This is a genomic window from Streptomyces sp. C (assembly GCF_000158895.1).
Taxonomy (GTDB): Bacteria; Actinomycetota; Actinomycetes; order Streptomycetales; family Streptomycetaceae; genus Streptomyces; species Streptomyces racemochromogenes.
Window position 1 is genome coordinate 1,405,012 of the sequence record NZ_GG657750.1, and the last position, 26,691, is coordinate 1,431,702.

Consider the following 26,691-nt stretch of genomic DNA (forward strand, 5'->3'; position numbering starts at 1 on the left):
CGGTACGTCGACGGTGATCGACAGGGGGCCCGACGGAGAGGTTCATCCGGTCGTCGGTGAGGGCGTCGGAGGCTCGGACGGCGAGGAGGTCGTCGCCCAGGCGCAGGGTGGCGTAGGCGTCGATGACCCCGGCGTTGGGGTAGACGCCGAGGCCGAGGATGAGGACGGCGCGGCCGGCGTGGTCGAAGACGTGGAAGATGCAGCGGTCGTACGCGTTCCGGTCGCCGCTGACGTGGTGCTTCATCGACAGCGGGGCCTGGTGGACGGGGTACTCGTCGAGGGCGACGGGGCGGTCCGCGGGCACGGCAAACCTCCTGGGGCACGGGGGCGGTCAGGGCGTCGGGGCTGCTGAGCGGATATGACGGTACGTCAGATCTCCCGTTCGCGGCCAGTGCCGTGGCACACCCTGACACCCCGGCACTCCCGGCCACCGCCCGGCCGCGCCGGGGGCTCACGGGGGCGGATCGGCCGCGCGCGTGGGACGGCTCGAACGGATGGGCGCGGACGGGGACGGGTTACCCCCGCGCCGGGTCCGGCGTTGGCGGTGCATGACCACTCTCGAAACGCCGTCGGCGAGAGCGGGGCGCAGGCGGCGTCCCACCCCGCCGGATTACGAAGAATCGGTTCAGCAGACGGTCCCCGCGCCGGGCGGCCAGCACGGCCGGCCGCGCCACCCCGACCCGCCCATCTACGGCGACCTCCTCGCCCGCTGGGCCGCCGCCGGCCGCACCCTGCCGGGACGGCGCGACCCGGAATGGTCCCGGATCGCGTCCTCGCCGATCTGGCCCAGCGGGCCGTTGTACGAGTCCTGAGCGCGTCCGCTAGCGGCCGGGGGGCGTCATCGGGCCCCCTTCGCGCAGCGTCTTCCAGATCGTGGCGAGCGCCAGGAGCTGCGCCAGGCAGAACGCCACCGAGGCGAAGCGCATCTGGTAGACGTACGCGACGAGGCCGGCGCTGGTGGGCCAGTAGCGCCGCTCGCTCTGGAACGTCTGCACGTCCATGACCAGGCCGGTGAAGGTCATGACGGAGGCGAAGGCGGCCATGGCCGGGTTCGTCCCCTCCATGCTCTGGCCGATGGTCTGGGCGATCACCTGGTGGGCCACGACCGGAACGGTGAACGCGACGGCGACACCGAGCGCCTTGGTCGGCCCGTGCCGGCCGGGCAGGTCACGCCAGAGCGCCCCCAGGAAGAACCCCCCGGCCACCCAGGTGGACTGCCAGAAGAGGACCTCGGAGAGGATCTGAAGGAAGCCGGTGTCGCTCTCGGTGATGACGAGCCACGATTCGTTCCGGATCATGTCCGTCCAGTACATCAGGGCAGTGGCGGGCAATCCCACACACAACGCGACCAGACCGCCCCGGCAGGCGTTGCCCCACCAGGTGGGCATGGGCCCGCAGGCGAAAGGCAGGTCGACCGGCCGCACCCCTTCCGGCAGGCAGCGGTCCAACTCGTCGATCTCGTGCTCGATCGACTCTTGCGTCGGCGTGCGTTCGACCGACGAAGAGGTGCTCGCACGCTGGAGCCGCGACTGGAGCGACCGGAAGCGCCGTGCCAGGCGGAGCAATTCGGACCGGTCGGTCCTGGAGACGGTCTTCCCGAGCGGAGCGTTGTCCGCCGAAGGCCGCTCCAGCACGGATCTGGCGTGTCCAAGAGCCAGCAGGCCCCAGGCCACGACAAGGCTGACGATCAGGATGACGATGTCGCCCGAGAAGCCGTAGTAGGTGGCGTAGCTGGGGACGACGGTGACGACGAACAGCACGACGAGCAGGAATTTCTCGGCCTGGTTGGGCGTGAACGAGTCTTCCTCGTGCTGTTCGGAACGGCAGACCCTAAGCACCCCCACCAAAACCAACGGTGTCAGGTAAGAGGCAGCGACCATAACCCCGTAGAGAGCCGACTGGGGGAACCACGACCACCACAGGTCGTAGGAGTAGGCCCATTGCGCCCCGTACGTCTGCCAGCCGGGGTCGACGAGCCAGCTGAGGCGTTCCCAATTGCGCCCGAAGGCGATGTAGGACCACAAGACGGTCGACATCGCCACGACGAAGGAGACCGCTGCCATCACCCAATCAGGCAGCCTTCCGTCGCCCATGAACAGAACTCGCTGAGCCGACGAGACCAGCCCGAAGACGCACACGAAGAGGACCGCCAGCAGGATGAGCGGCACGAGCCAAGAGCCGGGTGGGTCAATCTGGACGTCGCTGCTGATCAACAGGCTGGATTCCGCCCATTCGACGTAGACATGGGCTGCCGCCAGACACACGGTGAATGTGCACGCCCCGATGAGGAAGGGCTTTCCCACCTTGCCCAGGAAGCACAGGGCGAGCCCGAGTGCCAGCAGGGAGAAGAGCCAGGCAGCCGAGTCGTATCTCCCCGCCCAGGACAGCTGCTGACGCATGAAGCGGAGGGCGTTGTCACCGAGGTAGACCATGAGGACCATCAGCGCCTGGAGGAGCGCCCAGGTCTTCATCACCCTGAGCGACAGCTCCTCCTGCGGCGCCGGATCGCTTCCCAGACTTCGCCGGAGCCTCCTTGCGCAGAGCAGCAGCAGCACGCTCACCTGCAGGTACCAGAAGGCCCCCGAGGCGCTCTCGATGCCGAAGGTCTCCCAGAATTGGCCCTCCGTCGCGGTGATGGCACTCCACTGCTGGGCTGCGGGCGGGTGGAACGTCACCCGGAAGGCCTGCTCACCCTTTCGGTTATGCCACTTCAGTTCGGTGCCCTTTTCACCGAAGGTCGGCGCCGGGGTGACCGACATGGCACCGGGACCGCCCAGCCGCACGTGCACGTCTTCCCAGGTGGCCCGGGCGAGGTTGGGGGGCGGCTTCAGTCCGAGGATCCACTCGTTCTCGCGTGCTTCGAGTTGCCATGGCCCGACGGAACTCATACCGAGCACCGACACCCACGCGACGGCCTCGTAGTGGACGGTGGTCCATTTGCCGTCGGCCTTCACCGTCAGCGGTTTGAGGCGCCGCTCGTAGTCGTAGAAGCCCTCATTCGCCTCCGTGACCTTCCCCAGCAGACACCGCAGCGCCGAGCGGTATCGCGGTGAGCGCGAGTCCAGCAGCAGGTCCGGGGCGGGCCCCCAGCTCGTCGGGACCCGGATCTCCATCACGCTGGTGAGCAGGCTGTAGTCACGCCCCCGGTGGTCGAACTCCGCCGAGGCGGTGACCTTCGCCGCGCCGAGCTGGTCCGCCCGGCAGGGGTCCCCCGCTGCGGCGGCCCCTCCCCCTCCGGCCAGCACGGCGAGGAGGGCGAGCAGCAGCAGTACGTACGGCAGCAACAGGCCGGAGCGTCTGAGGCGGGTCACCGCCCATGATCTTGTCCGGCGGGCCCGTGCGGCCCCCGGCGACACGGCAGAACCCCCGCGGGTTCAGCCCGGCGGCCGAGAGCCTTTCACCCGGCCGGCGTCAGCGGGTCTCGGGGCCGGCCAGGTGGCGGGCGATGACCATGCGCTGGATCTGGTTGGTGCCCTCCACGATCTGGAGGACCTTCGCCTCGCGCATCAGCCGCTCCACCGGGAAGTCCGCGGTGTAGCCGTAGCCGCCGAGGATCTGCACCGCGTCCGTGGTGACGGCCATGGCGGCGTCCGTGCAGAAGAGCTTGGCCATCGCCGCCTGCCGGGAGAAGGGCTTGCCCGCGTCCCGCAGCCGCGCGGCCGCGAGGTAGAGCGCCCGGCCCGCCTCGATCTTGGTGGCCATGTCGGCGAGCATGAAGCGCAGACCCTGGAAGTCCGCGATCGGGTGCCCGAACTGCTTGCGGCCGAGGGCGTACGAGACGGCCTCGTCCAGGGCCGCCTGCGCGACGCCTATGGCGCAGGCCGCGATCCCGAGCCGGCCGGCGTCCAGGGCCGCCAGGGCGATGGTGAAGCCCTGGCCCTCCTCGCCGATCCGCCGGGAGTCGGGCACGCGGACGCCGTCGAAGTGCAGCTGGGCGGTGGGCGAGCCCTTCATGCCCATCTTCTTCTCGGGGACGGCCGCCGTCAGGCCGGGGGCGTCGCCGGGGACGAGGAAGGCGGTGATGCCCTTGGCGCCCGGGGCTCCGGTGCGCGCGAGGACGGTGTAGAAGTCGGCGACGCCGCCGTGGGTGATCCACGCCTTGGTGCCGGTGATCACCCACTCGTCGCCGTCGCGGACCGCCTTGGTGGTCAGCGACGCGGCGTCCGAACCGGCGGCCGGCTCGGAGAGGCAGTACGCGCCGAGCAGTCCGCCGCCGAGCATGTCGGGCAGGTGGGCGGACTGCTGCTCCTTGGTGCCGTAGCCGGCCAGGCCGTGGCAGGCGAGGGAGTGCACGCTGACGCCGAGGCCGACGGTCAGGCGGGCGGCCGCCAGCTCCTCCAGCACCTGGAGGTAGACCTCGTACGGCTGCTCACCGCCGCCGAACTCGCCGGCGTAAGGGAGGCCGAGCAGTCCGGCCTCGGACAGCAGGGTGAAGACCTCGCGGGGGAACCGGCCGGTCTCCTCCTCGTCCGCGGCGTTCGGTCGGATCTCCCTCTGGGCGATCTCGCGTACGAGCGCGAGGAGGTCCCGGGACTCCTCGGTGGGCAGCTGACGGTCCACCGGCTGCGGGGCGCGGTCGGTCATGGCGGCGCTCTCCTCCCTCGTCGGGCACGGCGGCGACGCGTGAGGTGTGGGACGCGCCGCCGGGTCTCGGTGCTCTCACAGCCGAATGCTGCCCTCCCGGGTTACGGAACGGCTCGCTCAGCGGCTGCGGCGGGTTGAGTATGCCCGATCAGGCGCTTTACGTCACCGGTACATGATTGCCATGATCATTCGATCCCCTCGCGGCCTCCTCGGGAGCCGCTGGAGGAGCCGGACAGTCGGGGACGAACTCCTCGATCACGGTCAGCGTCGCCCGCAGCCGGCGCACGAGCAGGGCGGCGAGGGCGTCCCGCTCGGGGCGCGCCGCGGTCGGCGGGGTGCCGATCCAGTCGAGGGTGGCGCCCTCGACCCCGGAGAGCCGGCCGACGAGGGCGAGCCGGGCCCGGGGCGGGACCTCCCGGCGGCCACAAGGCTCCGCCCTTCAAGGCGGAGATTCAGTTCAGCGTTCTCGTCCCGGTCGTGGCGGGCGCCACAAGCGCACCTCCATGACCGGACGGAGAGACCTTCCCGTCCCTTCGGGCCGTCCAGTGCGCCGCAGTGCGAGCACAGTTGGGTGCTGCCCACGGCGGACGGGCCCCGCCGGGTGCTGGTGCTCAGGATGGCGGCGGCCTCGCCGCGCGGCTACCGGCTGCACACCCGGGACGGGCGCGAGGAGTACGCGCCGGCGGCCGACTCCCTGGAGCTGCGCGGGGACGTGACCCGGTGCCTGACGCGGTTCAGCGGGTGCATCGAGGGGCTGCTGTGCGTCACCTTCAGCCCGGACGGGCTGCCGGCCCCGCCGGTCATCCCCCGTTCGCGTTCATGACCCGGGTCAGCGCCGAGCAGGCGCTGGTCACCTCGGACGTGATCGTCACGGAGGGGCTGCGGCTGGGTGCCTCGTGACGGGGGGACCGGGCGGTGGTCAGAGCAGGCCGAGCTGGGTGACGAACATGGCCACGACGACCACCAGGGTCCAGCCGAGCACGTGCTCCAGCCAGGCGGAGTCTTCCTTGGGGCCGCCCGTGCCGACGAGGCGGCGGGCGCGGGCGGTGAGGGCGGCGGTGTGTGCGGTCATGCCGTCCAATGTGCCAGTGTTCGCGGCTTTCGCGGTATATGACGAGGGTCACGGGTGGCGCCGGTCACGCCGCCGGGCCCCGGCGGCCTCCGGTGCTCGGAGGTGCTGCCGGGGCCCGGCGGCGGGATGCGCTCCCGGTCAGGTCGTCGTGCGCCGGCGTCCGCCCATGGAGACCATGGCGAGACCCAGGCACAGCATGACCGCGCCGGTGATGACGTTGCTGACGACACTGCGGGTGGTGTCCATCTCACCGGCCATGACCCAGGGGGCCACGATGGTCCAGGCGCCGATCGCGACGGCCGTCCAGGCCATCGCGTGCGTGCGCTCGTACGCCGTCCCCAGTCCGCCCATGCACAGGCAGAAGGCCAGACCGGCGATCAGGTTGTTGATGGCCAGCGGTCCCAGCACGCTGAACCCGGCTATCCAGGGCGAGGCCGCCAGGTACAGGCCCGAGATCAGGGCCAGTGCCTCGACGGCCTGCGCGGCGGGAGTGCTCGTCACCCGCTCGAACCGAGTCCGCATCTCGGCAAGGTCCGGGTGTCGTTCGATGCTTGAATGGGTGGTCATGGTGGGCTGCCTCCTAGAGAAGCCTTATACGCCCTTTATGCCCATATTCCGCCCGTTAAGCCACACGGGCGAGCGGACCTTATCCCGCAGGCCGGCGGAGTGGCCGGCGGAAGGGCCGGCGCCTCACAGCACCCCGACCTCCCGCAGGGCCCTGACCTGGTCCGCGCCGGGCCGGGCCGGGGCGTAGAGGTAGCAGACGCCACCGGTGCCCGAGACGGTCTTCCCGGCGGCGTTCCGGCGCTTGGTGCGCAGCCACGCGTTCTCCCACTCCCGGCGCCGGTAGACGCGGCGGACGGAGTCGTTGTCCGGCGAGTTCGGGTCGTTGGCGATCACGTCCCCGGCGGCGGTGAAGCCGATCACCGTCATCAGGTGCCCCGCGGTGCCGTAGCCGGCCCCGGTGAGCTCCTGCGCGAGGAAGGACTGGGAGGTGATGACCGGGATCCCCGCGCGGACCAGGGTCTCCAGGTCGGTGAGGGAGGTCAGCCGGGTGACGACGCCGGCCAGGTCGCGGTAGGTGGCCGCGTAGGCGGCGTTGAAGGGCCAGTTCCCGCAGCCCTTGTACGCGGCGTCGTAGGTGGAGCGGGCCGCGTGGCAGACCTGCGGGTCGGCGTAGCCGGGGCGGACCCAGCCCAGGGAGGCGCTGCCGGGCTTGCGCCCCCAGTACTCGATGACCATCTGGGAGGAGGTCGGGCTGCACCAGGCCTCGCCGCCGTTGTCGTACTCGGGGTACTGGCCGACGTGGACCTCCTGGGAGTAGCGCGGGACCTTCAGCTCGTGCGCCCGGCCCGAGGGGGCGGCCGCCGGGACGGTGAAGCGGTCGGGAACGGCTGAGGCCATCGCCCCGGCCAGCCAGACCCTGGGGCCCTGCGCGGCGCCGGGCCGGCGGTGCAGGGTGAGGCGCAGCTGCCAGCCGGTGATGCGCAGGCCGGCGGCCGCGGCGGGGGCGTCCACGGCCAGGGTGTCGGTCCAGACGGTGGTGCGGCCGTCGGTCTGGCCGTCGACGGAGGTGCGGCGGATGTCGCCGTCGCCGGCGGCCCAGCGGCCCATCACGTACCAGCGGCCGGAGGTGCCGTCGCCGTAGGAGGGGCGCAGCTCGGTCTGGATCCAGGTGCCGGTCGGGGTGCGGGCGTTCCAGGACGCGACGGCCTCGGTGGCGGGGACGGTGGTGCGGTGCACGGGGGAGGTCCAGGTGGCGTACTCCCAGGTGGACTTCCGGGCCGTGTGGGGGTCGGTGTACTCGGTGCGGCCGGCCGGGGCCGCCATCTCCAGCCCCGGCCGGTCGCCGGCGACGGCGGTGGTGCCGCGGTGGGTGCCGGCCTGCCAGTGGGCGTACGCGTACCAGAACCGGTTGTCGACCGTCCGGGCCGGGGCCGCGCCGGAGGGCGCTTCCGCGGCGGTGTCCCCGGCCGTGTCTTCGGCCGTGTCTTCGGCGGCGTCTTCGGTGGTGCCCCCCGGGCCAGGGGCGGGGCCCAGGCCGGAGGTGGCGGCGGCCGGGTCCGCGGCCGCCGAGGCGCGCCCGCCGGGGACGGTGGCCGCGGTGGCGGCGGCGAGGGCGACGGCCAGCAGGGCCCTGCGTGGCGTGGGTGCGGTCATCGGCTTGTTCCCCCAGGGGGTCGGTCTGGTGGTGCGGCTGCTCCACCCTTCCAGTTCCCGGCCGTGCGGCGGCGAAGCCCGGGGGCCGTGTCGGGGGCCCGTACCCTGGCCGGGTGGAGCCACAGCAGTCACTTGAGTCACTCGCGCGGGAGCTCGCCGGTCTGCCGCCCTCGCTCGGCCCGGTGCGGCTGATCGGCATCGACGGACACGCCGGGTCGGGCAAGAGCACCTTCGCGGAGCGGCTCGCCGACGCCCTGGGCGGCGCTCCGGTGCTGCACCTGGACGACGTGGCCACCCACGAGGAGCTGTTCGACTGGACGGGGCGGCTGCGGGCCCAGGTGCTGGAGCCGCTGGCCGCCGGACGGGCCGCGCACTGGGCCCCGTACGACTGGGTGGAGCGCCGCTTCGGTGCCGAGCGGGTGCTGGAGCCGGCGCCCGTGCTGCTCGTCGAGGGCGTGGGGGCGGGCCGGCGGGCGCTGCGGCCCCATCTGGCGCGGCTGCTGTGGATGGAGACCCCCCGGGAGAGGTCCTGGGGTCGCGGGCGGAACCGGGACGGACAGGACCTTTCCGACTTCTGGGACGGATGGGAGCGCGCGGAGCTCGCGCACTTCTCGGACGACCCTTCGCGCCCCTTCGCGGACACCTTGGTACACCAGAGTGGTACGGGATACGAGTGGACTTCCGGGGCTTCTGCGACCCCGGGAACGACCGCTTCCGTCACCGAGCGTCACGGACTCCCCCAGGCCTGAGCGGCCGCGCCCCGACGGCCGCACGGGGCTTCCCCGACCCGCTTGACCCGGGCCCGGGAACCGCCGTACGTTCTGAATGCGCGGTCCGCAAGGGCCGCCGCGGACGCGAAGCCCCCGATTGTTCCCCCGTGATCGGGGGCTTCGTTCTGCCCCGGACCGGTCCGGCACGCGTCGCTGCGCCCGCCCTTCTTCACCCTGAGTTACCCTGCGCTTCCGGGGCACGCCCGCGACCCGTGCCCACCGCACCCTGGGTAAGGTGCGTCACCGCAGGTACGATGCAGCCCTGATTTCATCGGCGGGGTCGACAACTCTGGTGCGCGACGCGGAGTTTGCCGCGCACCACGGGGCATGCTTGTGGGGGATGTGATGGACTTCGGCATGCCGGGCAGCGCACACGCTCCGGCCGAACTCGCCTGGCTCCGAGGGGTCGACGCCTGCACCATGGGCGCGTACCCGCAGGCCGAGGAGGAGTTCCGGGCGGCCGTCGGGCTCGATCCCACCATGGCCGACGCCTGGCTGGGACTCCACGCGCTGCGGGTGGACACCACCAACGCCTTATTGCGCATGTACGCCCACCGGGACCGCTTCGGCGAGCAGCGCACCCGCCACCGGCGGACCCTCAACTCCTGGTACTGGCTGGGCTGGTGGGTGCAGCCCGTACTGGAGAGCCGGCGGGACCTGCTGCTGGCGCACGCCTCGCACTGGCTGGACGGCCGCCACGTGCCCGAGCTGGACCAGGCCCTCGCCGCACTGCCTCCGGTCGACACCGATCCCCAGGTCCGGTTCCTGCACGCCTGCCGGGCCTACCTCGTCAAGGACTGGGAGCAGCTGGTACGGCACACCGAGCCGCTGGTGCTCGACCCGCTGCTCGGGATCGAGGCGGGGCTCTTCGGCGGGATGGCCCGGGTCCGGCTGGAGATGTACGGGCAGGCGGAACCGATGCTGTCGGCCGCGCTGATGCGGTGCCGCAGCGAGCAGCCCCAGCGCAAGGAGCTGCGGTACTGGCTGGCGCGGGCCCGCGAGGGCACCGGGCGCAGCGCGGCGGCGCTGCCGCTGTACCGGGCCGTGCACCGGGTGGACCCGGCGTTCATGGACACCGCGGCCCGGCTGACGGCGATCGAGGACAGCACCGACCCCGACGACATGGCCGGGCTGGCCGACGCCTTCGGGTACGGCGGCCACCTGAGCGAGGGCTTCGCCGGGCACTACGCGGCGGTCGCCCTGGGCGGCGGGGGCGGGGGCGGCGGGAGCGGCCCCGTCCAGGACATCGCGCCGGACGGGCAGGTGGACGCCGATCCGCCGACGCCCGGGGAGCCGCCGGGAACGGGCCGGCTGGAAGGCGTACGGCACCGGCTGCCGGTGCCCCCGCAGGGCGCCCCGCCCGGACTGCCGACGGGTCCGCCCGATCCGGCGCTGCTCGCCGAGGCGCTGGCGGAACTGGAGCGGATGGTCGGCCTGGAGCCGGTGAAGCGGCAGGTGAAGGCACTGTCGGCACAGCTGCACATGGCCCGGCTCCGGGCCGCGCAGGGCCTTCCGGTGCAGCCGCCGAAGCGGCACTTCGTCTTCTCGGGGCCTTCGGGAACGGGCAAGACCACGGTGGCCCGGATCCTGGGGCGGGTCTTCTACGCGCTGGGGCTGCTGGGCGGGGACCACCTGGTGGAGGTCTTTTTGGGCCGATCTGGTCGGCGAGTTCCTCGGGCAGACCGCCGTCAAGGCGAACGAACTGATCGACTCCGCGATCGGCGGGGTGCTCTTCGTGGACGAGGCGTACAGCCTGTCCAACTCGGGCTACAGCAAGGGCGACGCGTACGGCGACGAGGCCCTGCAGGTGCTGCTGAAGCGGGCCGAGGACAACCGGGACCACCTCGTCGTCATCCTGGCGGGCTACCCGGCGGGGATGGACCGCCTGCTGGCCGCCAACCCGGGGCTGTCCTCGCGGTTCACGACCCGGGTCGACTTCCCGAGCTACCGGCCGGCGGAACTGACCGCGATCGGCGGGGTGCTGGCGGAGGCGAACGGGGACTGCTGGGACGAGGAGGCGCGGGAGGAGCTGCGCAGCATCAGCGGGCACGTGGTGGAGCAGGGCTGGATCGACGAGCTGGGCAACGGGCGGTTCCTGCGCACGCTGTACGAGAAGAGCTGCGCGTACCGCGACCTGCGGCTGGCGGGCTTCGCCGGGGAGCCGTCGCGGGAGGACCTGGCCACGCTGCGGCTGCCGGACCTGATGCAGGCCTATGGGGAGGTGCTGTCGGGGCGGGGGCCCAGCCCGGCCTGACGCTCCGGCTGCCTCCGGTCCTCCCGGGGGGCGGGGGTGTCGGCTCCGGCCGTCGGCCTGCCCCGTGGGGCGGGGCGCGGGGCGGGGCCGCTGCGCGGAGCCGTCCCCTACCCTCCCCCAGACTCCGTCCGGGGGGACCCCCACTTCCACCGTTCCCCGGGCTCCGCCCGGACCCGCGCCTCGAACGCCGGCGGGGCTGGTTTTGCCGGTAGGGTCGATCTGCAACACGACGCGAAGGGGAGCCTCAGTGGCGCGGGTTGCAGTGATCGGTGGGGGTATCAGCGGGCTGGGAACGGCCCTCATGCTCGGGCGGCGGGGCCATGCGGTCACGTTGTACGAGCAAGACGGACGGGGCGCCGGGGAGGACCTCGACCGGGACTTCTTCGACTGGGAGCGGCCCCGGGTCCCGCAGGCCGTGCAGCCGCATTCCTTCCTCGCCCCCGTGCGTTCCGTCCTGCGCTCCGAGACCCCCGACGTCTACGCGGACCTGCTGGCGCGCGGCGCCCGGGAGTACCACGACTTCGACTGGTTCGGCGAGCACCCTCCGGTCCGGGACGGGGACGAGGAGCTGGTGACCCTGCGGACCCGCCGCATCGTGCTGGAGGCCGCGCTGGCCTCGGCCGTGCGCCGGGAGGCGGCCGTCGAGGTGCGGCAGGGCAGCCGGGTGAGCGGGCTCGCCTTCGCCGAGGGCAGCCCGCCGCGGGTCACCGGCGTGCGGGTGGGGGCCCGGGAGGAGCCGGCGGACCTGGTCGTCGACGCGTCCGGGCGGCGGTCGCCCGTTCCCGCCTGGCTCACGGCGGCCGGCTGCCGGGCGCCCGTCGTCGACAGCCACCGCACCGGGCTGGCGTACTTCTGCCGCTGGTACGCGCTGCGGGCCGACGGCCCCCGGAACCCGGGGAAGGTGAAGACCGGCTCGGCGGCGCCGTTCGCGCTCGCCGGGGTGTTCCCGTCCGACAACGACACCTTCGCGGTGCACCTGGTGCTCTCCACGGGTGACCCGACCCGGAGCGCGGTCACCGACCCGGCGGTGTTCGAGGCCGCCGCCCGCCGCTTCCCCGCCGCCGCGGCCTGGCTCGGCCTGGACCCCGAGCCGCGGTCGGCCGTGCTGCCCATGGCGGGCCTGCCCAACCGCTGGACCTCCCTGACCGACGACGACGGGCCCGTGGTCACCGGCCTCGTCAACACGGGCGACAGCCTCGTCCACACCAACCCGACCCTGGGCCACGGCGTCGCCTTCGGCCTGCTCGCCGCCCGGTACCTGGCCGCCCACGCCGACGAGACGGCCGCCGACCCGGCCGGTTACCACGACTGGACGGCCCGGAGCCTGCGCCCGTGGTTCGACGACCAGGTGGCCGCCGACCGGGCCAACGAGCGGCGTCTCGCCGAGAGCGCCCCGGCCTCGGACCGGCGGGCGGCCGCCCTGGGCGCCTGCGCCTTCGAGGACCCGGTCGTCATGCGGGCCCGGGCCCGGGTCCGCCACCTGCTGCTGCCCGCCGCCGACGCCTACGGCACCGACGAGGTGGACCGGCACGTGACGGCCTGGCTGGAGGCCAACCCGGACTTCGCGCCGGGCCACGACGGCCCGACCCGGGACGAGTGGGAGGCACTCGTCCCGGGCTGAGCCGGATCAGGCGCGGGCGAAGGGCCGGTGGGCGGGGTCGCGGACCTCGCCGACCAGCATTTCGAGGACGTCCTCCAGGGCCACCAGGCCCAGGATCCGGCCCGACGGGTCGGCCACCTGGGCGAGGTGGGTGGCGTCGCGGCGCATGACGGTGAGGGCGTCGTCCAGCGGGAGGGTGGAGCACAGGGTGGTCATCCGGCGCCACACCCGCTGCGGCACCGCCCGCTCGCGGTCCTCCAGGTCGAGTACGTCCTTGACGTGCAGGTACCCCATGAACGCCCCCGTCTCGGAGCGGACCGGGAAGCGGGAGTAGCCCGTGCGGACCGTCAGCTGCTCGATCTGCCGGGGGGTGACGGCCGGGCCGACCGTGACGAGGCGGTCCCGGCGGAGCAGGACGTCGGTGACCGGGCGGCTGCCCAGTTCCAGGGCGTCCTCCAGGCGCTCCTGCTCGACCGGTTCGAGAGCCCGGCCTGCCGGGAGTCCTCCACCAGCCGGCCCAGCTGCGCGCTGGTGTAGACGGCCTCGACCTCGTCCTTCGGCTCGACCTTGAACAGCCGCAGGACCAGCGCCGCGCACGCGCCGAGCGCCGTGGTGACGGGGCCGCAGAGGCGGGCGAAGGCGACCAGGCCGGGGCTGAACCACAGGGCGGTCTTCTCGGGGGCGGCCATGGCGAGGTTCTTCGGGACCATCTCGCCGATGACCAGGTGCAGGAAGACCACCGCCGACAGGGCGACCACGTAGCCGAGGGGGTGGATCAGGCCCTCGGGCACGTGCAGGGCGTGGAAGACGGGTTCCAGCAGCCGGGCCACCGTGGGCTCGGCGACGGCGCCGAGGGTCAGCGAGCACATGGTGATGCCGAACTGGGCGGCGGCCATCATGCGCGGCAGGTTCTCCAGGCCGTGGAGGACCTGGCGGGCTCGCTTGGACTCGCGGGCGAGGGGCTCGATCTGGCTGCGGCGTACGGAGACGAGCGCGAACTCGGCGCCGACGAAGAAGCCGTTGGCCAGGACGAGGAGCAGGGCGAAGACGAGCTGGAGCGCGTTCACAGGGCGGCGCCTTCCAGCTCGGCGGCCGGGCGGCCGCTCGCGGGGGCCGGCACGGCCGTGAGGCGTACCAGGCGCACCCGCTCCGCGCGGTTGCGCCGGACCTGGCGGACGGACAGCTTCCAGCCGGGCAGCTCGGCCCGGTCCCCCGGGGAGGGGATACGGCCGAGGAGGTCGGCCACGAGCCCGGCGACGGTCTCGTAGGGCCCCTCGGGCACGTCGAGGCCTATCCGGCGCAGGGTCTGCACGCGGCAGCTGCCGTCGGCCTCCCAGGAGGGGCGGCCGTCCTCACCGGGTACGGCGGCCAGCTCGGGGCCGGCGTCCTCGGCGAGGTCGTGCTCGTCGCGGACCTCTCCGACGAGTTCCTCCACGATGTCCTCCAGGGTGACCACGCCCGCGGTGCCGCCGTACTCGTCGACGACCACGGCCATGGGCTGTTCGCTGCGCAGCCGCTCCAGCAGGGGCTGGACCGGCAGGGAGCCGGGGACCAGCAGCGGGGCGACGCAGATCCGGGCGACGGAGGTGCGGGCGCGATCGGACTCGGGCACGGCGAGGGCGTCCTTGAGGTGGACGACGCCGGTGACCTCGTCGATGCGCTCGCGGTAGACCGGGAAGCGGGACAGACCGGTGGCGCGGGTCAGGTTCAGCACGTCGGCCGCGGTGGCCGTGTCCTGCAGGGCGCTGACCTTCACTCGGGGGGTCATGACGTGCTGGGCGGTGAGTTCGCCGAGCGACAGGGTCCGTACGAAGAGGTCGGCGGTGTCCTGTTCCAGGGCGCCGGCCTGGGCCGAATGGCGGACCAGGGAGACCAGTTCGCCGGGGGTGCGGGCGGAGGCCATCTCCTCGGCGGGCTCCACTCCGAGCGCCCGCACGAGGCGGTTGGCGACGGAGTTGAGGCCGGCGATGACGGGCCGGAAGGCCCGGGAGAAGGCCTGCTGCGGGCCGGCCACGAAGCGGGCCACCTGGAGCGGCCGGGAGACCGCCCAGTTCTTCGGGACGAGCTCGCCGACGACCATCTGCACGGCGGAGGCGAGCAGCATGCCGGTGAAGACGGCGACGCCGGAGACGGCTCCGGCGGGCAGGCCGGTGGCGGCGAGCGGCCCCGACAGCAGGCCGGCGAGCGCCGGTTCGGCGAGCATGCCGACGACGAGCGAGGTGATGGTGATGCCGAGCTGGGTGCCGGAGAGCTGGAAGGACAGCTCCCGCAGGGCTTCGACGACCGTGCGGGCACGGCGGTCGCCCTCGGCTGCGGCGCGCTCGGCCTCGGGCTTCTCGACGGTGACGAGGCCGAACTCGGCCGCCACGAAGAAACCGTTGGCGAGGATCAGTGCGAAGGCCGCCACGAGCAGCAGTAGCGGGATGGTCATGCCGCCGCCTCCATGGGGAGGGCGGCGCGGGTACTACCGGACGATCCGTCCATTGCTGGAGGGAGTCACTCCTCTGGTCGCAGGTGCCCACGGGCCACGGGGTCCCGGGGCGGTGGGAGGGCGCACTGGCGCGCCCCGCCACCAGGGTAGTCATTGAGATCGCCGCCGCAATGGGACGCAGCGACGAGGCACGGCCGGGTCAGTGGTCGTTTGTGCCGGTTCCGTGGGTTTCGGCGAGGGCGCGCAGGGCGCGGGCGTCGCCGATGGCCCGTGCCTTGGCCACGCCCGGCTGGATGCCGAGAACGGGCAGGCTGGTGCCGTCGTTGAGGTCGAGGAAGACCCACGGGTCGCCGGGGCGGAGGTTGACGCGGAGGATCTGCGCCCACTCCAGGCGGCGGGTGGTGGTGAGGTTCACCACGGTGACGCCGTTCTCGTCCGCGACCACCTTGGGGCGGCTGAGCAGGACGAGGACGGAGGCCATCAGGGCGGCGGTGAAGACGAAGCTGACCCGCTCGCCGGGGCCGAGGTTCTCCAGGAGCAGCGCGATCGCCGTGATGGTGGCGAACATGGCGGTCCCGACGCTGAGCAGCACCGCCCGGGTGCGGTTCGGCCGGAAGGTGACCGGCAGGGCGGGGGGTGCGGGGTGGGCGGCGGACTCGCTCATGGTGCGCTGGGCCTTCTGGGGTGGCGGCGTGCGGGAGGACGGCGCGGGGGTGGTGCGCCGTACGGGGGCGGTGCGGCCGGCAAGGGTTCCGGGTGCGGATCCCTGCCGGCCGGATCCGTCCTAGGGTCTGTCGTCAAACTCCCGTCGTCGCCCGGAGGGCGGCCCCGCGGCGTCTGGTGCGTGCTCTCGGCGTGCCGGGCGGAAGCCCGCGTACTGGACGTACTTGGCTTTCGCCCGGTGCGGCGAGAGCGCGTGCCAGGCGTCGCGGGGCAGACGGGAGTTTGACGACAGGGCCTAGAGGCGGCAGGCGTGGATCGAGGTGGTGAGGATCGCGCGCGCGCCGAGCTCGTACAGGTCGTCCATGATCCGCTGGGCCTCCTTGGCGGGGACCATGGCGCGGACCGCGACCCAGCCCTCGTTGTGGAGCGGGGAGATCGTCGGGGACTCCAGGCCCGGGGTGAGGGCGACGGCGCGCTCCAGGTGCTCGGCGCGGCAGTCGTAGTCCATCATCACGTAGCTGCGGGCCACCAGGACGCCCTGGAGGCGGCGCAGGAACTGCGCGACCTTGGGGTCCTCGACGTCGGCGCCGGTGCGGCGGATGACGGTGGCCTCGGACTGGAGGATCGGCTCGCCGATGACCTCCAGGCCGGCGTTGCGCAGGCTGGTGCCGGTCTCGACGACGTCGGCGATGACCTGCGCGACGCCGAGCTCGATGGCGGTCTCGACGGCGCCGTCCAGGTGGACGACGGAGGCGTCGATGCCCTGGTCGGCGAGGTGCTTGGCGACGATGCCCTCGTAGGAGGTGGCGATCGTCATCCCGCCGAAGTCCTCGGGGCCCTTGGCGGTGCCGGGCTTGGTGGCGTAGCGGAAGGTGGACCGGCCGAAGTTCAGCGGCAGGATCTCCTCGGCGTTGGCGCCGGAGTCGAGCAGGAGGTCGCGGCCGGTGATGCCGATGTCCAGCTTGCCCGAGGCGACGTAGATCGCGATGTCCTTCGGGCGGAGGTAGAAGAACTCGACCTCGTTGTCGGGGTCGACCGTGACGAGTTCCTTGGACTCCTTGCGCTGGCGGTAGCCGGCCTCATGGAGCATCGCCGACGCCGGTCCGGAGAGTGAACCCTTGTTGGGGACGGCGATGCGCAGCATGGGCTTCCTTTGGTGCGTAGGTGCGAAGGGTTGGGCGGGGCGGGGGCCCCGGTACTGGGGCTCCGGTACGGCGGGCTCCGGCCTAGAGGTGCGCGTAGACGTCGTCGAGGGAGATCCCGCGCGCCACCATCATCACCTGGACGTGGTAGAGCAGCTGGGAGATCTCCTCGGCGGCGGCTTCCTTGCCCTCGTACTCGGCGGCCATCCAGACTTCGGCGGCCTCCTCGACGATCTTCTTGCCGATGGCATGGACGCCCTTGCCGACGAGCTCGGCGGTGCGGGAGGTGCTGGGGTCGCCGTTGGCGGCCTTGTGCTGGAGCTCCGTGAAGAGCTCTTCGAAGCTCTTGGTGGGTTCGTTCGCCATGATGCCCTTAGAGTACGGGCTCACCCGGGTCCCCCGGTGCCGGGGTTCACTCCTTGGACTACCGCCAGGGTTCGCTGACGGTGCGCAGCGTCATGGCGGTGGAGACGGCGGCGGTGACCGCTTCGTGCCCCTTGTCCTCGTTCGACCCTTCGAGGCCGGCGCGGTCCAGCGCCTGCTCGTCGTTGTCGCAGGTCAGGACGCCGAAGCCGACGGGGACTCCGGTGTCGATCGACACCTGCACCAGGCCCTGGGTGACGCCCTGGCAGACGTAGTCGAAGTGCGGGGTGCCGCCGCGGATGACCACGCCGAGGGCGACGATGGCGTCGTAGCCGCGGCCGGCCAGGACCTTCGCCACGACCGGGAGTTCGAAGCTGCCGGGGACGCGGAGGAGGGTGGGCTCGTCGATGCCCAGCTCGTGCAGGGCCCGCAGGGCTCCGTCGACCAGACCGTCCATGACCTTCTCGTGCCACTGGGCCGCGATCACGGCCACCCGGAGGTCTCCGCAGTTCTTCACGCTCAGTTCGGGTGCGCCCTTGCCGCTCACAGCTCTGCTCCTCGGTGTTTCGGTTCCGCTGGTGTGTACGGGTGGTGTGTCTGGGTGGTGCGTCCGGGTGGCTACTGGTTGCCGCAGGCGGAGGTGGGTACGGCACCCTCCAGCCAGGGCAGGTCGTGGCCCATCCGGTCCCGCTTGGTGCGCAGGTACCGCAGGTTGTGCTCGCCCGCCTCGACGGGCATGGGCTCGCGGCCGGCGACGGCGATGCCGTGGCGGACGAGGGCGTCCGACTTGTCGGGGTTGTTGGTCAGCAGCCGGACGCTGCGGACGCCGAGGTCGGCGAGCATCTGGGCGCCGGCCCCGTAGTCGCGGGCGTCGGCGGGCAGGCCGAGTTCCAGGTTGGCGTCCAGGGTGTCGCGGCCGCGCTCCTGGAGCTCGTAGGCGCGGAGCTTGGACAGCAGTCCGATGCCGCGGCCCTCGTGCCCGCGCAGGTAGACGACCACGCCGCGGCCCTCGGCCTGGATGCGGGCCATGGCGGCCTGGAGCTGGGGGCCGCAGTCGCAGCGCTGGGACTGGAAGATGTCGCCGGTCAGGCATTCGGAGTGCATCCGGACCAGGACGTCCTCGCCGTCGCCGACCTCGCCGTGGACGAGGGCGACGTGCTCGACGCCGTCGACGGTCGAGCGGTAGCCGTACGCGTTTAGTCGCCGCGGCGGTCGGCAGGCTGACCTCGGCCTCGCGGCGGACGGTCGGCTCGGAGGAGCGGCGGTAGGCGATCAGGTCCTCGATGGAGATGATCGTCAGGCCGTGCTTGCGGGCGAAGGGGATCAGCTCGGGCAGCCGCAGCATGACCCCGTCCTCGCCGGCGATCTCCACGATGGCGCCGGCGGGGCGCAGGCCCGCGAGGCCGGGCGAGGTCGACGGCGGCCTCGGTGTGGCCGTTGCGGACCAGGACGCCGCCGGGCTTGGCGCGCAGCGGGAAGACGTGGCCGGGGCGGACGAAGTCGCCGGCCCCGGAGGTGCCGTTGGCCAGCAGGCGCAGGGTGGTGGCGCGGTCGGCGGCGGAGATGCCGGTGGTGACGCCGTGCTCGGCGGTGGCGTCGACCGAGACGGTGAAGGCGGTCTTCATCGACTCGGTGTTGTTCTGGACCATCTGCGGGAGCTCCAGGCGCTCCAGCTCGGGGCCCTCCATCGGCGCGCAGATCAGGCCGCGGCACTCGCTCATCATGAACGCGACGATCTCGGGGGTGGCCTTCTCGGCGGCGATGACGAGGTCGCCCTCGTTCTCGCGGTCCTCGTCGTCGACGACGACCACGGGACGGCCGGCGGCGATGTCGCGGATGGCCTGCTCGACGGGGTCGAGGCGGAAGGTCTCCTGGTCGGCCGCGTCCGGCACGGACTTGAGGATGGTGGTCATGCCGTTGCTCCTTCGAGAACCGTGGCGGGGGTGGTGCGCGAGCGCTGGTACCAGTCGTAGGCGCCCCACAGGACGAGCGCGAAGTAGACGACGTAGACGAGGCCGGAGAAGGCCAGGCCGCTGTTGAAGGCGAGGGGGACGCCGACGAGGTCGACGAGGAGCCAGGCGAACCAGAACTCGACCAGGCCGCGGGCCTGGGCCACCATCGCCACGATCGTGCCGACGAAGATGTAGGCGTCGGCCCACGGGCTCCACGACAGGTTCGGGAAGAGGGTGAACAGGCCGCCCACGGCGAGGGTGCCGGCGGCGGCTCCGGCGAGGAGCAGCCCGCGCTCCTTCCAGGTGGCGGTGCGGACGGCGATGGAGCCGTCCTGCGCCTTCTGGCGGCCGAGCTGCCAGGCGCGCCAGCCCCAGACGGCGACGGAGATCACCAGGAGCTGCTTGCCGACACCGCCCGCGAGGTGGGCGGAGGCGTAGGCGGCGACCAGGATCAGGCCGGAGAGGAGCTGGGCGGGCCAGGTCCATATGGAGCGGCGCCAGCCGAGGGCGAGGGCGGCCAGGCCCATCAGGTTGCCGATCATGTCGGACCAGATGACCTTCTGCCCGAAGACCTCGAAGGCCTGGGTGTTGAGCCAGGTCAGGGCGGTCACTGCGCCGTCTCCTTCGCGTGGAGGGGGTTCACGCCGGCGGCCAGCAGGCGCTCGACGTACTTCGCGAGGACGTCGACCTCGAGGTTGACCGGGTCGCCGCTCTGCTTGATGCCGAGGGTGGTCAGCGCGAGGGTGGTGGGGATGAGGCTGATGGTGAAGTAGTCGGCGGCGGCCTCGACCACGGTGAGGCTGACGCCGTCCACAGTGATAGAGCCCTTCTCTACGACGTACCTTGCGAGGTTCTCCGGCAGCGAGACCTTGACGATCTCCCAGTGCTCCGAGGGGGTGCGGGAGATGATCCGGCCGGTGCCGTCCACGTGCCCCTGGACGAGGTGGCCGCCGAGCCGTCCGCCGAGCGCCATGGGGCGCTCCAGGTTGACCCGGGAGCCTGCGGCGAGGGCGCCGAGGCTGGAGCGGTTGAGGGTCTCCTGCATGACGTCGGCGGTGAACTCGCCGTCCTCGGTCTCGACGACCGTCAGGCAGACGCCGTTGACGGCGATCGAGTCGCCGTGCTTGGCGCCTTCGGTGACGACGGGGCCGCGCAGGCGGAAGCGGGAGGCCTCGGCGAGCTGCTCGACGGCGGTGACCTCGCCCAGTTCTTCGACGATTCCGGTGAACACTCAGTGCTCCTTGGGGGCGTTGGCGGGAACGGCGGTGATGCGCAGATCGGGGCCGGTGCGGACGGCCTCGGTGATGTCGAGGCGTACCGCGTGGGCGATGTTGGTGATGCCGGCGCCGGCGAGGGCGGCCGGGCCGGCGCCGAGGAGGGCCGGGGCGATGTAGCCGACGACGCGGTCGACGGCGCCGGCCTCCAGGAAGGCTCCGGCGAGGGTGGGTCCGCCTTCGAGGAGGACGGAGCGCACGCCGCGTCCGTACAGCTCGGCGAGGAGGGGGCCGAGGGGGAGGCGGCCGTCGCGCAGCGGCAGCCGCAGCACGTCGGTGCCGGGCAGGTGCGCGGTGTCGGCGTCCTCCCCGGTGACGATCAGGGTGGGGGCGGCGTCGTCGAGGATGCGGGCGGTCGCCGGGAGGCCGGCGCGGGTGTCGAGGGCGACGCGCAGCGGCTGGACGGCTCCGTCGACGCCGCGGACGGCGAGGTGGGGGTCGTCGGCGCGCAGGGTGCCGCCGCCGACGAGGACCGCGTCGGCCTCGGCGCGCAGCCGGTGGACGTCGGCGCGGGACTCGGGGGAGGTGATCCAGCGGCTGCTGCCGTCCTCGGCGGCGCTGCGGCCGTCGAGGGTGGCGGCGTACTTCCAGGTGACGTGGGGGCGGCCGAGGCGTACGGAGGTCAGCCAGGCGGTGTTGCCCTGTTCGGCCTCGTCGGCCAGCAGGCCGGCCTCGGTGTCGATCCCGGCGGCGCGCAGGGTGGCGCCGCCGCCGCTGGCCTGCGGGTTCGGGTCGGAGACGGCGTAGACCACGCGGGCGATGCCGGCGTCGACGAGGGCCTGGGCGCAGGGGCCGGTGCGGCCGGTGTGGTTGCAGGGTTCGAGGGTGACGTAGGCGGTGCCGCCTCGGGCGGCTTCTCCCGCCGCGCGCAGGGCGTGGACCTCGGCGTGCGGGCCGCCGGCCCGCTCGTGCCAGCCTTCGCCGACGACGGCGCCCGCGGGGTCGGTGATGACGCATCCGACGACGGGGTTGGGGCTGGTGGAGCCGAGTCCGCGGGAGGCCAGCTCGATGGCCCGGCGCATCGCGGTGATGCTCGGGTCGGGTGCTGCCTGCGCGGCGTGTGTCGCCACCGGGTCCTCCTGCCTCATCGGGCACGGACTCCGGGGCCTGTCGGGATACGACAGATGAAGCGGGTAGCGCACGCGGGGACGCCGAGGCCGGAAACCACGGTCCGTCCGACACGTATCCGGTGGGGATACGCCGATGGACCGCCGACGGCGGCGTACCGGTGACTGGCCCGCCGCGCACTGCCTCCCATCCGGACTTTAACCGTCGGTCCAGGAATTTCACCTGGTCAACCGGCCGCTGGATGCGGACGGGTCGCGGACTATACCGCCGGTTCGGAATTACACCGACCCCGGAGTGCGCTGCTACTGGTACTAGGGCCAGTGTGCCACGGGCGGTCGGGGGCCATGCGGGTGAAGCGCTGTGGCCTGGCTCACAGAACCCCCTTCCTTGAGCGCCCCTATCGCGCCACCGGTGTCGCGATCCCTCCCTGCGCGGCTTTGGTCCAGACCTATTGACGGGTTGGTCTAGTCCTCTTAACGTTCCCTTCATCTTCCCCGGGAGCCGGCCTGTCGACGTGCGCACGTCACGGGCCAACCAGCGCCACTTTCCTGCCTGTTGCCGCACGTTGGCCCCGCCATCCTCCCCTCCCCAGGAGGCACCATGCCGTCCCCCACACGTACGAGAGCGATGCTCCTGGCATCCGGCGCCGCGATAGCCGGACTGCTGGTCGGCGGGCTCTCGGCCGGCGTGTCCCACGCCGCCGACAACGAGAGCTGTCGCCCCGACGGGCTCTACAAGACCGCCGGCGTCGACGTCCCGTACTGCTCGGTCTACGACTCCGAAGGCCGCGAGAAGATGGGCGCCGACCACCAGCGCCGCGTCATCGGCTACTTCACCGGCTGGCGCACCGGCAAGGACGGCACGCCGGCCTACCTCGCCAACAACATCCCGTGGTCCAAGGTCACCCACCTGAACTACGCCTTCGCCCACGTCGGCGCCGACAACAAGATCTCGGTCGGGGCGGACAACGCGAACAACGCCGCCACCGGGATGACCTGGCCGGGCGTCGCGGGGGCCGAGATGGACCCGGCCCTCCCGTACAAGGGCCACTTCAACCTGCTGAACAAGTTCAAGAAGCAGTACCCGAACGTGAAGACCCTGATCTCGGTCGGAGGCTGGGCCGAGACCGGCGGCTACTTCGGCGACGACGGCAACCGGGTCGCCTCCGGCGGCTTCTACTCGATGGCCACCAACGCCGACGGCTCGGTCAACCAGGCGGGCATCGACACCTTCGCGGACTCCTCCGTGGAGTTCGTCCGCAAGTACGGCTTCAACGGCGTCGACATCGACTACGAGTACCCGACCACCATGAAGGACGCGGGCAACCCGCTGGACTGGCAGCTGTCCAACGCCCGCCGGGCCGGGCTGGTCAAGGGCTACGACGTCCTGATGAAGACCCTGCGCGAGAAGCTCGACCGCGCGGGCGCCGCCGACGGCAAGCACTACCTGCTCTCCGTCGCCGCCCCCTCCTCCGGCTACCTGCTGCGGGGCATGGAGACGTTCCAGATGCAGAAGTACCTGGACTACGTCAACATCATGTCCTACGACCTGCACGGCGCCTGGAACGAGTACGTCGGCCCCAACGCCTCCCTCTTCGACGACGGCAAGGACGCCGAACTGGCGGCCGCCGGCGTCTACGGCAGCGCCCAGTACGGCGGCGTCGGCTACCTCAACACCGACTGGGCCTACCACTACTTCCGCGGTTCGATGCCGTCGGGCCGGATCAACATCGGCCTGCCGTACTACACCCGCGGCTTCAAGAACGTGCAGGGCGGCACGGACGGCCTGTGGGGCAAGGCCCCGGCCACCAGCTGCCCGGCGGGCGCCGGTCTGACCAAGTGCGGTGACGGCGCGGTCGGCATCGACAACCTCTGGCACGACAAGGACGCCAACGGGGTCGAGTCCCCGGCCGGCTCCAACCCGATGTGGCACGCCAAGAACCTGGAGAAGGGCGTCGTCGGCGACTACGTCACCAAGTACGGCTTCCCGGCGAACACCACCCTGACCGGCGGCTACGCCCGCAAGTACGACTCCACGCTGGTGGCGCCGTGGCTGTGGAACGCGCAGAAGAAGGTCTTCCTGTCCACCGAGGACGAGCAGTCCGTCGCGGCGAAGGCCGACTACGTGGTCGACAAGGGCATCGGCGGCGCCATGGTCTGGGAGCTGGCCGGCGACTACGCCTACAACGCCGCCAAGGGCCAGTACGAGGCGGGCGACACGCTCACCTCCCTGATGTACGACAAGTTCAAGGCCGCCACCCCGTACGGCGCGAAGAAGGCGGGCGCCACCGCACCGCCGGCGCAGGCCGTGGACATCAGGACGGAGTTCACCGAGTTCAAGCTGGGCGACTCCAACTACCCGATCACCCCGAAGCTCAAGATCACCAACAACACGAAGAGCACGCTGCCCGGCGGCACCGAGTTCCAGTTCGACTACGGCACCTCGGCCCCGGCCAACGCCTCGGACCAGTCCGGCTTCGGCACGAAGGTGATCACCACCGGCCACAGCGGCAGCAACGTGGGCGGCCTGAAGGGCGACTTCCAGCGGGTCTCCCTGAAGCTCCCGGCCTGGCAGACGCTGGCCCCGGGCGCCTCCGTCGACCTGGCGTTCAACTACTACCTGCCGGTGTCCACCCCCTCCAACTGGACGGTGAACATCTCCGGCACCACCTACGCCCTCGCCGGTGACCTGGCGCGCGGCACCACCACCGGCGAGCCGGGCGGCGGCAGCACCCCGCCGACCACCCCGCCCACCACTCCCCCGACGACCCCGCCCACCACGCCCGGGACCTGCACCTCCCCGGCGTACGTGGCGGGCACGGTCTACAACTCCGGGAGCGTGGTCTCGCACAAGGGCCACACCTGGAAGGCCCAGTGGTGGACGCAGAACGAGGAACCCGGCACCACCGGCCAGTGGGGCGTCTGGAAGGACCAGGGCGCCTGCTGACCCCCTGCGGACGGGTATGAGCGGGGACCCGGTGGCCCGGCGGCCACCGGGTCCCCGCGCGTCCGGGGCGCTCCCCGCGCGGGCTGTCACGTTCCGCGGCCGCCGTTTGTCCCCTGGGAGAAGGCACTCCCACGCGGAAGGACACCCCACCATGAGCACGATCCTCGTCACCGGCGGCACCGGGAACCTCGGGGCGCTGGTCGTCGCCCGGCTGCGCGACCGGGGCCACGAGGTCCGGACCCTGAGCCGGTCCTCCGCCGAGTACCCCGTCGACCTGCGGGACGGCAGCGGGCTGGACGCGGCGATGGCGGGCGCGGAGGTGGTCGTGCACTGCGCGAGCTCGCCGCGCGGGGGCGACGACGCCGCGGCCGGGCACCTGATCGGGGCGGCCCGGCGGGCCGGGACCGTCACCAACGTCGTCTACATCTCGATCGTCGGGGTGGACGTGGTGCCGTTCGGCTACTACCGGACGAAGCTGCGGGTGGAACGGATGCTGGAGGAGTCCGGGCTCGGGGTCACCGTCCTGCGGACCACCCAGTTCCACGACCTGGTGGCGCAGGTGACGGCCGCCGCGGCGAAGCTCCCGCTGGTCCCGCTGCCCAAGGGGGTGCGGGTGCAGCCCATCGCCGTCGAGGAGGTCGCGGACCGGCTGGCGGAACTGGCCGTGCCGGCCCCGGCGGGGCGGGTGGCGGACATGGGCGGCCCCGAGGTCCGCACCCTCCAGGAGTGGGCCCGCGCCTACCTCGCGGCGACGGGGAGCAGGCGCCGCGTGGTCACGCTGCCGCTCGCGGGGAAGGCGTACGCGGGCTTCCGGCGCGGCGGGAACCTGGCCCCCGCGCAGGCGGTGGGCCGGACCACCTTCGGGGAGTTCCTGGAGCGGCGGAGGTAGCCCTCGGGACTCGGCAGCAGCCCTCAGCCGAACAGGTCGTCCTGGGCGGCCGCCCGGGCGGCCAGGCGGGCTCCCTCCAGGACGGCCGGGCCGCCGAGCGCGGTGGCGCGGACCTCCGTCGGGACGGGCGTCAGGGCGGCCAGGCGGTCCGCGACGCGGGCGGCGAGGCCGGGGCCGCCCGCCCGGCCGAGCTCCCCGCCGAGGACCACGCAGCCGGGGTCCAGGACGGCGGCGACGGCCGCCGCCCCGAGGGAGAGCCGCTCGGCGAGGGCGTCGAGGAAGGCCTCCCCCGCCGCGCCGGCCACGGCCTTCCTTCCACGGGCCCGGGTGAAGCCGTGCTCCGCCGCCAGGGCGGCCACCGGCCGCGCGCCCCGGCCAGGGAGTGGAAGCCGCCCGCCGCAGTCGGTGGCGGAGGGAACCCGGCGGTGCCGGGGACGGGCAGGAAAGCCGATCTCGCCGGCCCCGCCGGAGGCACCCCGGCGCAGCCGCCCGTCCAGCACGACGGCGGCGCCGACTCCCGCGCCGAGCCACAGCAGCACGAAGGAGTCCAGGTCCCGGGCGGCTCCGACGCGCTGCTCGGCGAGGGCCGCCAGGTTGGTCTCGTTCTCCACCACGACCCTGGCCGGCAGGGTCTCCCGGAGCGCGGCCACCAGGTCCCGGTGCCAGGCGGGCAGACCGCCGGTGTCGCGCAGTTCGCCGCCGGCCGGGGCGACCAGTCCGGGCGCGCCGACGACCACGGTGTGCAGCTCCCGGGCGCCCGCCTCCCGGGTCAGCCCGGCCAGCCGGGCCACGGCCTCGCCGACCGCGTCGACGGGCAGGGCGGCGCGGGCCAGGGGGTGGCCGAGGAGGTCGGTGACGACGGCGGTGGCGCTGTCGGTCCGTACGTCCAGGGCGGCCAGGTGGGCGCGGCCGGCAACGATCCCGTACAGGCGGGCGTTGGGGCCGCGGCGCTGTTCGCCGGACTCCCCCACGACCTCGATCAGTCCGGCCGCGCCGAGCCGTTCGACGAGGTCGGCGACGGAGGGCCGGGACAGCCCGGTCAGGCGCTTGAGCTGGGCCGCCGTCAGGGGCCCCTCCTCCTGGAGGAGTCCGAGGGCGAGGCGGTCGTTGATGGCCCGGGCCGTGCTCGGTGAGGCGGGGGACGGCGCGGCCGTCGCGGCGGGGGTCAGCACCTTGGCAGGGGTCACGGCGCCCATCTTAGGGAGGCGGGAGGCTCTAACTATCAGGCAGGCTCCCTGATAGTTTACTTCCCATGACCGGGGAACCCGACCTCAGCCCGGCGCGCCTGCGCCACGCCCGCTTCGCGATCGCCGCCGTCTTCTGCGTCCACGGCGGCGTCACCGGCTCCTTCGCCACCCGCATCCCCTGGATCCAGGAACACGCCCAGCTCGGCGCCGGCACCCTGGGCCTGGCGCTCGCCTTCCCGGCCCTCGGTGCGGCGCTCGCGATGCCGCTGGCCGGGCGGATCAACCACCGCTTCGGCGCCCGCACCGCCCTGCGCGGGCTGCTGTGCCTGTGGACCC

At 72.8% G+C, this 26,691-nt stretch carries 21 protein-coding genes, 5 pseudogenes and 1 riboswitch; of the genes and pseudogenes, 8 read left to right on the forward strand and 18 right to left on the reverse strand.

Annotated features, from left to right (window positions below):
• Window positions 1-304, reverse strand: a pseudogene (locus SSNG_RS06125) (hypothetical protein); the annotation flags it as partial.
• A 244-nt stretch (window positions 305-548) separates the two neighbouring features.
• Here SSNG_RS06125 and SSNG_RS39185 point away from each other — a divergent pair.
• Complete coding sequence (locus SSNG_RS39185; RefSeq protein ID WP_007262936.1) at window positions 549-812, forward strand: hypothetical protein; 264 nt, start codon at window positions 549-551, stop codon at window positions 810-812.
• Window positions 813-821: 9 nt separating this feature from the next.
• On the opposite strand, the gene SSNG_RS06130 is transcribed toward SSNG_RS39185, so the two are convergent.
• The 3 genes from SSNG_RS06130 to SSNG_RS43545 all read right to left on the reverse strand — a co-directional run bounded on the left by SSNG_RS06130 (window position 822) and on the right by SSNG_RS43545 (window position 5,166).
• Window positions 822-3,245: a DUF6185 family protein gene (locus SSNG_RS06130; RefSeq protein WP_165364978.1), complete on the reverse strand. Its 2,424-nt coding sequence runs from the start codon at window positions 3,243-3,245 to the stop codon at window positions 822-824.
• A 166-nt stretch (window positions 3,246-3,411) separates the two neighbouring features.
• Window positions 3,412-4,584: an acyl-CoA dehydrogenase gene (locus SSNG_RS06135; protein WP_007262938.1), complete on the reverse strand. Its 1,173-nt coding sequence runs from the start codon at window positions 4,582-4,584 to the stop codon at window positions 3,412-3,414.
• Window positions 4,585-4,845: 261 nt separating this feature from the next.
• Window positions 4,846-5,166: a transposase gene (locus SSNG_RS43545; RefSeq protein ID WP_241695000.1), complete on the reverse strand. Its 321-nt coding sequence runs from the start codon at window positions 5,164-5,166 to the stop codon at window positions 4,846-4,848.
• Here SSNG_RS43545 and SSNG_RS06140 point away from each other — a divergent pair.
• Window positions 5,156-5,407 (forward strand): hypothetical protein, encoded by a 252-nt coding sequence (locus SSNG_RS06140; RefSeq protein WP_007262939.1) that lies wholly within the window; start codon window positions 5,156-5,158, stop codon window positions 5,405-5,407. The two genes, SSNG_RS43545 and SSNG_RS06140, sit on opposite strands and share 11 nt — an antisense overlap.
• A gap of 96 nt (window positions 5,408-5,503) precedes the next feature.
• Here the strand turns inward: SSNG_RS06140 and SSNG_RS39200 are convergent, their stop codons facing one another.
• The 3 genes from SSNG_RS39200 to SSNG_RS06150 all read right to left on the reverse strand — a co-directional run bounded on the left by SSNG_RS39200 (window position 5,504) and on the right by SSNG_RS06150 (window position 7,816).
• Window positions 5,504-5,656 (reverse strand): SCO1431 family membrane protein, encoded by a 153-nt coding sequence (locus SSNG_RS39200; RefSeq protein ID WP_125603990.1) that lies wholly within the window; start codon window positions 5,654-5,656, stop codon window positions 5,504-5,506.
• Between the two features lie 138 nt (window positions 5,657-5,794).
• Window positions 5,795-6,223 (reverse strand): SPW repeat protein, encoded by a 429-nt coding sequence (locus SSNG_RS06145; protein WP_007262941.1) that lies wholly within the window; start codon window positions 6,221-6,223, stop codon window positions 5,795-5,797.
• A 123-nt stretch (window positions 6,224-6,346) separates the two neighbouring features.
• Window positions 6,347-7,816, reverse strand: coding sequence for a peptidase C39 family protein (locus tag SSNG_RS06150; protein ID WP_042800614.1), 1,470 nt, complete (start codon window positions 7,814-7,816; stop codon window positions 6,347-6,349).
• Window positions 7,817-7,929: 113 nt separating this feature from the next.
• Between SSNG_RS06150 and SSNG_RS06155 the strand changes: the two genes are divergently transcribed.
• The 3 genes and pseudogenes from SSNG_RS06155 (at window position 7,930) to SSNG_RS06165 (ending at window position 12,461) form a co-directional block, all read left to right on the forward strand.
• Window positions 7,930-8,565, forward strand: coding sequence for a hypothetical protein (locus SSNG_RS06155; protein ID WP_007262943.1), 636 nt, complete (start codon window positions 7,930-7,932; stop codon window positions 8,563-8,565).
• Window positions 8,566-8,931: 366 nt separating this feature from the next.
• A pseudogene (locus tag SSNG_RS06160) lies at window positions 8,932-10,840 on the forward strand (AAA family ATPase).
• A 247-nt stretch (window positions 10,841-11,087) separates the two neighbouring features.
• Window positions 11,088-12,461, forward strand: a complete 1,374-nt coding sequence (locus tag SSNG_RS06165; protein ID WP_007262945.1) for an FAD-dependent oxidoreductase — start codon at window positions 11,088-11,090, stop codon at window positions 12,459-12,461.
• A 6-nt stretch (window positions 12,462-12,467) separates the two neighbouring features.
• Here the strand turns inward: SSNG_RS06165 and SSNG_RS06170 are convergent.
• The 10 genes and pseudogenes from SSNG_RS06170 to ribD form a co-directional block, all read right to left on the reverse strand.
• A pseudogene (locus SSNG_RS06170) lies at window positions 12,468-13,507 on the reverse strand (hemolysin family protein).
• Window positions 13,504-14,871: a hemolysin family protein gene (locus SSNG_RS06175; RefSeq protein WP_007262947.1), complete on the reverse strand. Its 1,368-nt coding sequence runs from the start codon at window positions 14,869-14,871 to the stop codon at window positions 13,504-13,506. The pseudogene SSNG_RS06170 and the gene SSNG_RS06175 overlap by 4 nt, the downstream one beginning before the upstream one ends.
• Window positions 14,872-15,070: 199 nt before the next feature.
• Complete coding sequence (locus SSNG_RS06180) at window positions 15,071-15,535, reverse strand: PH domain-containing protein (protein WP_007262948.1); 465 nt, start codon at window positions 15,533-15,535, stop codon at window positions 15,071-15,073.
• A gap of 294 nt (window positions 15,536-15,829) precedes the next feature.
• Complete coding sequence (hisG, locus tag SSNG_RS06185; protein WP_007262949.1) at window positions 15,830-16,678, reverse strand: ATP phosphoribosyltransferase; 849 nt, start codon at window positions 16,676-16,678, stop codon at window positions 15,830-15,832.
• 82 nt (window positions 16,679-16,760) lie between these two features.
• Window positions 16,761-17,042, reverse strand: coding sequence for a phosphoribosyl-ATP diphosphatase (locus SSNG_RS06190; protein ID WP_007262950.1), 282 nt, complete (start codon window positions 17,040-17,042; stop codon window positions 16,761-16,763).
• A gap of 58 nt (window positions 17,043-17,100) precedes the next feature.
• Window positions 17,101-17,586, reverse strand: coding sequence for a 6,7-dimethyl-8-ribityllumazine synthase (gene ribH, locus SSNG_RS06195; RefSeq protein ID WP_007262951.1), 486 nt, complete (start codon window positions 17,584-17,586; stop codon window positions 17,101-17,103).
• A 71-nt stretch (window positions 17,587-17,657) separates the two neighbouring features.
• A pseudogene (locus tag SSNG_RS06200) lies at window positions 17,658-18,952 on the reverse strand (bifunctional 3,4-dihydroxy-2-butanone-4-phosphate synthase/GTP cyclohydrolase II).
• The gene (locus tag SSNG_RS06205; protein ID WP_007262953.1) at window positions 18,949-19,602 is read right to left on the reverse strand and encodes a nicotinamide mononucleotide transporter family protein; all 654 of its coding nucleotides are present in this window, start codon (window positions 19,600-19,602) and stop codon (window positions 18,949-18,951) included. Before SSNG_RS06205 ends, SSNG_RS06200 begins: the two are co-directional and overlap by 4 nt.
• The gene (locus SSNG_RS06210) at window positions 19,599-20,222 is read right to left on the reverse strand and encodes a riboflavin synthase (RefSeq protein ID WP_007262954.1); all 624 of its coding nucleotides are present in this window, start codon (window positions 20,220-20,222) and stop codon (window positions 19,599-19,601) included. The genes SSNG_RS06205 and SSNG_RS06210 overlap by 4 nt, the downstream gene beginning before the upstream one ends.
• Window positions 20,223-21,287 carry a bifunctional diaminohydroxyphosphoribosylaminopyrimidine deaminase/5-amino-6-(5-phosphoribosylamino)uracil reductase RibD gene (ribD, locus tag SSNG_RS06215; protein WP_042803022.1) on the reverse strand — a complete coding sequence of 355 codons (1,065 nt, stop codon included), beginning with the start codon at window positions 21,285-21,287 and terminating at the stop codon, window positions 20,223-20,225.
• 218 nt (window positions 21,288-21,505) lie between these two features.
• Window positions 21,506-21,635: riboswitch (FMN riboswitch) on the reverse strand.
• 298 nt (window positions 21,636-21,933) lie between these two features.
• Here ribD and SSNG_RS06220 point away from each other — a divergent pair.
• Together SSNG_RS06220 and SSNG_RS06225 are read left to right on the forward strand one after the other, a co-directional pair.
• Entirely contained in the window at window positions 21,934-24,279 is a 2,346-nt protein-coding gene (locus tag SSNG_RS06220) for a chitinase C-terminal domain-containing protein (protein ID WP_007262956.1), read from the forward strand.
• Window positions 24,280-24,430: 151 nt separating this feature from the next.
• Window positions 24,431-25,168 carry an SDR family oxidoreductase gene (locus SSNG_RS06225; protein ID WP_007262957.1) on the forward strand — a complete coding sequence of 246 codons (738 nt, stop codon included), beginning with the start codon at window positions 24,431-24,433 and terminating at the stop codon, window positions 25,166-25,168.
• A gap of 23 nt (window positions 25,169-25,191) precedes the next feature.
• Here SSNG_RS06225 and SSNG_RS06230 read toward each other — a convergent pair whose 3' ends face one another.
• A complete protein-coding gene (locus SSNG_RS06230) occupies window positions 25,192-26,355 on the reverse strand; it encodes an ROK family transcriptional regulator (protein ID WP_241695001.1) in 1,164 nt (387 codons plus the stop codon).
• A 65-nt stretch (window positions 26,356-26,420) separates the two neighbouring features.
• Here SSNG_RS06230 and SSNG_RS06235 point away from each other — a divergent pair.
• Window positions 26,421-26,691, forward strand: a pseudogene (locus SSNG_RS06235) (MFS transporter); the annotation flags it as partial.

Bases quoted from the DNA above. Each gene is read 5' to 3' on its own strand.
- SSNG_RS39185 (WP_007262936.1), top strand. From the start codon at position 549: ATGACCACTCTCGAAACGCCGTCGGCGAGAGCGGGGCGCAGGCGGCGT.
- SSNG_RS06135 (WP_007262938.1), bottom strand. From the start codon at position 4,584: ATGACCGACCGCGCCCCGCAGCCGGTGGACCGTCAGCTGCCCACCGAG.
- SSNG_RS39200 (WP_125603990.1), bottom strand. From the start codon at position 5,656: ATGACCGCACACACCGCCGCCCTCACCGCCCGCGCCCGCCGCCTCGTC.
- SSNG_RS06145 (WP_007262941.1), bottom strand. From the start codon at position 6,223: ATGACCACCCATTCAAGCATCGAACGACACCCGGACCTTGCCGAGATG.
- SSNG_RS06150 (WP_042800614.1), bottom strand. From the start codon at position 7,816: ATGACCGCACCCACGCCACGCAGGGCCCTGCTGGCCGTCGCCCTCGCC.
- SSNG_RS06175 (WP_007262947.1), bottom strand. From the start codon at position 14,871: ATGACCATCCCGCTACTGCTGCTCGTGGCGGCCTTCGCACTGATCCTC.
- SSNG_RS06180 (WP_007262948.1), bottom strand. From the start codon at position 15,535: ATGAGCGAGTCCGCCGCCCACCCCGCACCCCCCGCCCTGCCGGTCACC.
- hisG (WP_007262949.1), bottom strand. From the start codon at position 16,678: ATGCTGCGCATCGCCGTCCCCAACAAGGGTTCACTCTCCGGACCGGCG.
- SSNG_RS06190 (WP_007262950.1), bottom strand. From the start codon at position 17,042: ATGGCGAACGAACCCACCAAGAGCTTCGAAGAGCTCTTCACGGAGCTC.
- ribD (WP_042803022.1), bottom strand. From the start codon at position 21,287: ATGCGCCGGGCCATCGAGCTGGCCTCCCGCGGACTCGGCTCCACCAGC.
- SSNG_RS06220 (WP_007262956.1), top strand. From the start codon at position 21,934: ATGCCGTCCCCCACACGTACGAGAGCGATGCTCCTGGCATCCGGCGCC.
- SSNG_RS06225 (WP_007262957.1), top strand. From the start codon at position 24,431: ATGAGCACGATCCTCGTCACCGGCGGCACCGGGAACCTCGGGGCGCTG.